At 71.5% G+C, this 3,772-nt stretch carries 5 protein-coding genes and 1 pseudogene; 1 reads left to right on the forward strand and 5 read right to left on the reverse strand.

Going from position 1 to position 3,772, the window contains the following annotated elements; genetic code table 11:
* The coding region (locus ACWJ6R_RS32120) for an acetyl-CoA carboxylase biotin carboxyl carrier protein subunit (protein ID WP_449065817.1) at positions 1 to 274 on the forward strand (274 nt) is incomplete at its 5' end.
* Positions 275 to 403: 129 nt separating this feature from the next.
* On the opposite strand, the gene ACWJ6R_RS32125 is transcribed toward ACWJ6R_RS32120, so the two are convergent.
* The 5 genes and pseudogenes from ACWJ6R_RS32125 to ACWJ6R_RS32145 form a co-directional block, all read right to left on the reverse strand.
* Positions 404 to 748 (reverse strand): RNA polymerase-binding protein RbpA, encoded by a 345-nt coding sequence (locus ACWJ6R_RS32125; protein ID WP_068897362.1) that lies wholly within the window; start codon positions 746 to 748, stop codon positions 404 to 406.
* 147 nt (positions 749 to 895) lie between these two features.
* A complete protein-coding gene (locus ACWJ6R_RS32130) occupies positions 896 to 2,257 on the reverse strand; it encodes an MFS transporter (protein ID WP_449065818.1) in 1,362 nt (453 codons plus the stop codon).
* Positions 2,258 to 2,358: 101 nt separating this feature from the next.
* Positions 2,359 to 3,156 (reverse strand): glycerophosphodiester phosphodiesterase, encoded by a 798-nt coding sequence (locus ACWJ6R_RS32135; protein WP_449065819.1) that lies wholly within the window; start codon positions 3,154 to 3,156, stop codon positions 2,359 to 2,361.
* A gap of 33 nt (positions 3,157 to 3,189) precedes the next feature.
* Positions 3,190 to 3,564, reverse strand: coding sequence for an alcohol dehydrogenase catalytic domain-containing protein (locus ACWJ6R_RS32140; RefSeq protein ID WP_449065820.1), 375 nt, complete (start codon positions 3,562 to 3,564; stop codon positions 3,190 to 3,192).
* Positions 3,561 to 3,772, reverse strand: a pseudogene (locus ACWJ6R_RS32145) (hypothetical protein); the annotation flags it as partial. The gene ACWJ6R_RS32140 and the pseudogene ACWJ6R_RS32145, both read right to left, overlap by 4 nt.

Here is a 3,772-nt window from a genome sequence, read left to right on the forward strand (position 1 = left end):
CCGGCGCCCCGTGACCCGGCGGCGCGGCGGCGCGGCGGCGGCCAAGCAGGCGCCGGTGGGAGGGAACGCGCTGGTCAGCTCCATGCAGGCCACCGTCGTGATGGTCACCAGGACCGACGGGGACCTGGTCGACACCGGTGACCTGGTGGCGGTCATCGAGGCCATGAAGATGGAGCAGGCCATCACCGCCCACAGACCAGGCATGATCACCAACCTCGGCGTCGCCGCAGGCCAGACCATCGCCGCCGGCGCCGTCATCTGCGAGATCGTCTGATCCGATGAACGTCTGATCCGGCGAACGTCTGATCCGATGAACGGCGGACGGCGCGGGACCCGGCACCTGAGGGGTGCCGGGGTCCCGCGCCGTCTCTGTCTCCCGGGGCCGCCGGGCGCCCGATCCGCGTCAGGCGCTCTTGCGGCGCTGGGCCCGCAGGATCGCCAGGCGCTCGTTGAGGACCTCCTCGAGGTCTTCGATCGTGCGCCGCTCCAGCAGCATGTCCCAGTGCGTCCTGGGAGGTTTGGCCTTCTTGGCCTCCGGTAGCTCGCCGTCCACCCGGATCGCGGTGACACCGCACATGCGGCACTCCCACGTCGCGGGGATCTCGGCCTCGGCCGCGAACGGGACGTCGAATCGATGGCCCTTCGGGCAGGTGTAGGAAACCTCCTGACGCGGGGCCAGATCGGTGTTGCGGTCGTTCTCGTAGCTGGTCGCCCCGAGTCGGGTACCGCGCAGCGCACGCTCGCCCATGTCTCAATGCCTCCTGAAGGGCCCCGTCGTGAGGGGTTGAACTCCCACGGCGTACAACGCTTGATACCGTGTGTGGATTCCCACACACGGCGTGATCCAATCGCGCTTTTCGCCGCCGTCCTCGGCGGAGTGGTCCCGCGGGGGTCCTCAGAGGCGTTCGGGGACCGGGTTGCCGGCCGCGCGGATGGCCTTGGGCAGGTTGAGCGCGGCGAGCCCGGCCAGGCCGACCAGGAAGAAGACCACCAGCGAGACGATGCCGAGCCGGTAGCTGTCGGTCAGCTGGAGCGCCAGGCCCAGGGTGAAGGAGCCGAGGAACGTCGAGCCCTTGTCGCTGATCTCGTACAGGCTGTAGTACTCCGCCTCCTTGCCCTTGGGGATCACATGGGAGAACAGCGACCGCGACAGGGCCTGGGTGCCGCCCATCACGATCGCGATGGCGAACCCCAGGGCGAAGAACGGCAGCGCCGAGCCCTTCGGCAGGAAGTAGGCCACGATCACCACCGCGGTCCACGCGACCAGCGCGTACATGACGACCCGCTTGGCCCCGTGGGAGGCCGCCAGCCTGCCCAGCAGCAGCGCCCCGCCGAAGGCGACGAACTGCACCATCAGGATCGCGCCGATCCGCACCGTCTGGCTCAGCCCGAGCTCCTTGTCGGCGTAGGTGGCGGAGAAGGAGATGACCGTCTGCACGCCGTCGTTGTAGATGAGGTAGGTGACCAGGAAGCCCAGCGTCAGCGGGTAGTTGCGCAGGTCCTTGAGCGTACGGCCGAGCTGCCGGAAACTCCCGGTCATCGCCTGCCCGGCGCTCTCCGTCCCGCGGGCCATCGCGCGCCGGTTGCGCAGCCGCAGCATCGGGATGACCGTGAAGCCGCCCCACCACAGGCCAGCGGAGGCGAGCGCGATCCGCACCGCGTCGCCCTCGGAGACGCCGAAGGAGTCGTGGCCGAGGAACAGCCCCAGATGGATCGCGAGCAGCAGGCCGCCGCCCAGGTAGCCGAAGCCCCAGCCCCGGGCGGAGACCGTGTCGCGCTCGTCGGCCGTGGCGATCTGGGGCAGGAACGAGTTGTAGACGACGAACGCGGCGGCGAAGCCGACGCTGGCGAGGATGTAGAGCACGCCGCCCAGCAGGTAGCGGTCACCGGACAGGAACCAGAAGCAGACCGTCGCGCCCGCGCCCAGGTAGGCGAAGGCCCCCATGATCTCCTTCTTGCGGCCCGTGTGGTCGGCCAGGGCCCCCACCATGGGCATCAGGACGATCTGCAGGATGGCGGCGGCGCCCACCACGAACGAGTAGTAGGCGCTGGGCCGGACGTCGAACCAGAGCACCGGGACGTAGGCCGCCCCGGCGGTCTTCGCGGCCTGCTCGGCGATCGTCGTCAGGTACGGCCCGAGGAAGACGGTCAGGACCGTGGTGGGGAAGGCCGAGTTGGCCCAGTCGTACCAGTACCAGCCGCGCTGCTCTCGGCGGCGGGACTGCGGGGTCTCTTCGACGGCCGGTTCGGCGGTCATGGCGTCCTCGGTTCGCTGGGGGAGGAGGGATCGGGGAGTCGCGCCGGGATGGTCAGCGGCCGCGGGGGAGCGGCGGGGGAAGGCGCGGGGGCCGCGCCGGGTCAGGCGGCGAGCCTGCCGGGGTGCCACTGGCCGCGGGCCTCGAGCACCTCGCGCAACCCGGAGATGTTGTCGGTCATCACGCCGTCCACGCCGAGGTCGAGCAGGCGCTCCATCTCCCGGGGGTTGTTGACCGTCCACACGTGCAGCTGCATGCCGAGGGCGTGCGCCGTACGGACGAGGGAGGGGGTGGTGACCCGCAGGCCGCGGAAGCCCACCGGGACCTGCGCGCACGGCACCCCGGCGCGGGCCAGCCGGGAGAGCAGCCGGCCGTAGGCGGCGGTGCTGGCGGCGGCGCGCAGGGTGGCGACACCGCGCGGGCCGAGGGAGGAGCACACGTCGCGGCCGAGCGCGGCGCGGGCGCGCAGCAGGCGCTCGTCGGAGAAGGAGGTGAGGCAGATCCGGTCGTAGGCGTTGGTCCGCCGGACCACCTCGGCCAGCGGCGCGATGGCCGTCGACTCCTTGACGTCGATGTTGAAGCGCGCCTCCGGCCAGGAGCCCAGCAGGTCCTCCATGAGCGGGATCTCGTCCACGCCGCCGATCCGCGCCTCGCGCACCACCCGGTACGGCAGGGCGGCGATCCGGCCGCGCCGGTCGGTCACCCGGTCCAGGGTGTGGTCGTGGAAGGCCAGCAGCACGCCGTCGACGGTGGCGTGGGCGTCGGTCTCCAGATAGGTGTAGCCGAGTTCCACCGCGCGGGCGAAGGCGGCGTGGGTGTTCTCCCGGTTCTCCGACGCCCCGCCGCGGTGGGCGAAGGCGAGCGGTCCGGGATGGTCGAGAAACGGATAACGACGCTGCACGTGCAGGAGTATGCCCGGTATGGGCGGAGCCCGTCATCGACCGCGGGTGAACGTTTGGGTCACGGCCCTCAAAACATCCCCGCCGGTCCGTCCCGGCGGGCGCACGGGCCCGGCGGAGGCCGGCCGGAGGACGGGGCCGCAGGAGATGAACGAGCAGACCACCACCCGGTCGCCCATCTTGTGCCTGCGGACCTCCGAGCCGACCGCGACGGCCTCGCCGATGAACTCGTGGCCGATGACGTCGCCGGCCCGCATCGCCGGGATGTAGCCGCCCAGCAGGTGCAGGTCGGAGCCGCACGTCGTGGTCAGCCGGACCTTCACGATCATGTCCTGGGCGTTGAGGATCTGCGGGTCGGGGACCTGCTCGACCGAGAGCTCGTCCACGCCCTGCCAGCACAGCGCCTTCACAGCCGTCCCTCCCCGCTCGCCCGGCGGATCACCGGATCCAGGACCTTTCCGGTCACCGCGAGCCGGTTCGTCGACGGTTCGTCGGGACGGAGGACCTCCCCGGTCTCCAGGAGGGACTTGGCCTCGCGCAGGGCCCTGCGCACCTCCTGGCGGGGGTCGTCGCCGCTGAGGCGGGCGGCCGCCCCGCGGGCGCCCCGGGGGACCGGTT

The organism is Planomonospora algeriensis, from assembly GCF_977012225.1.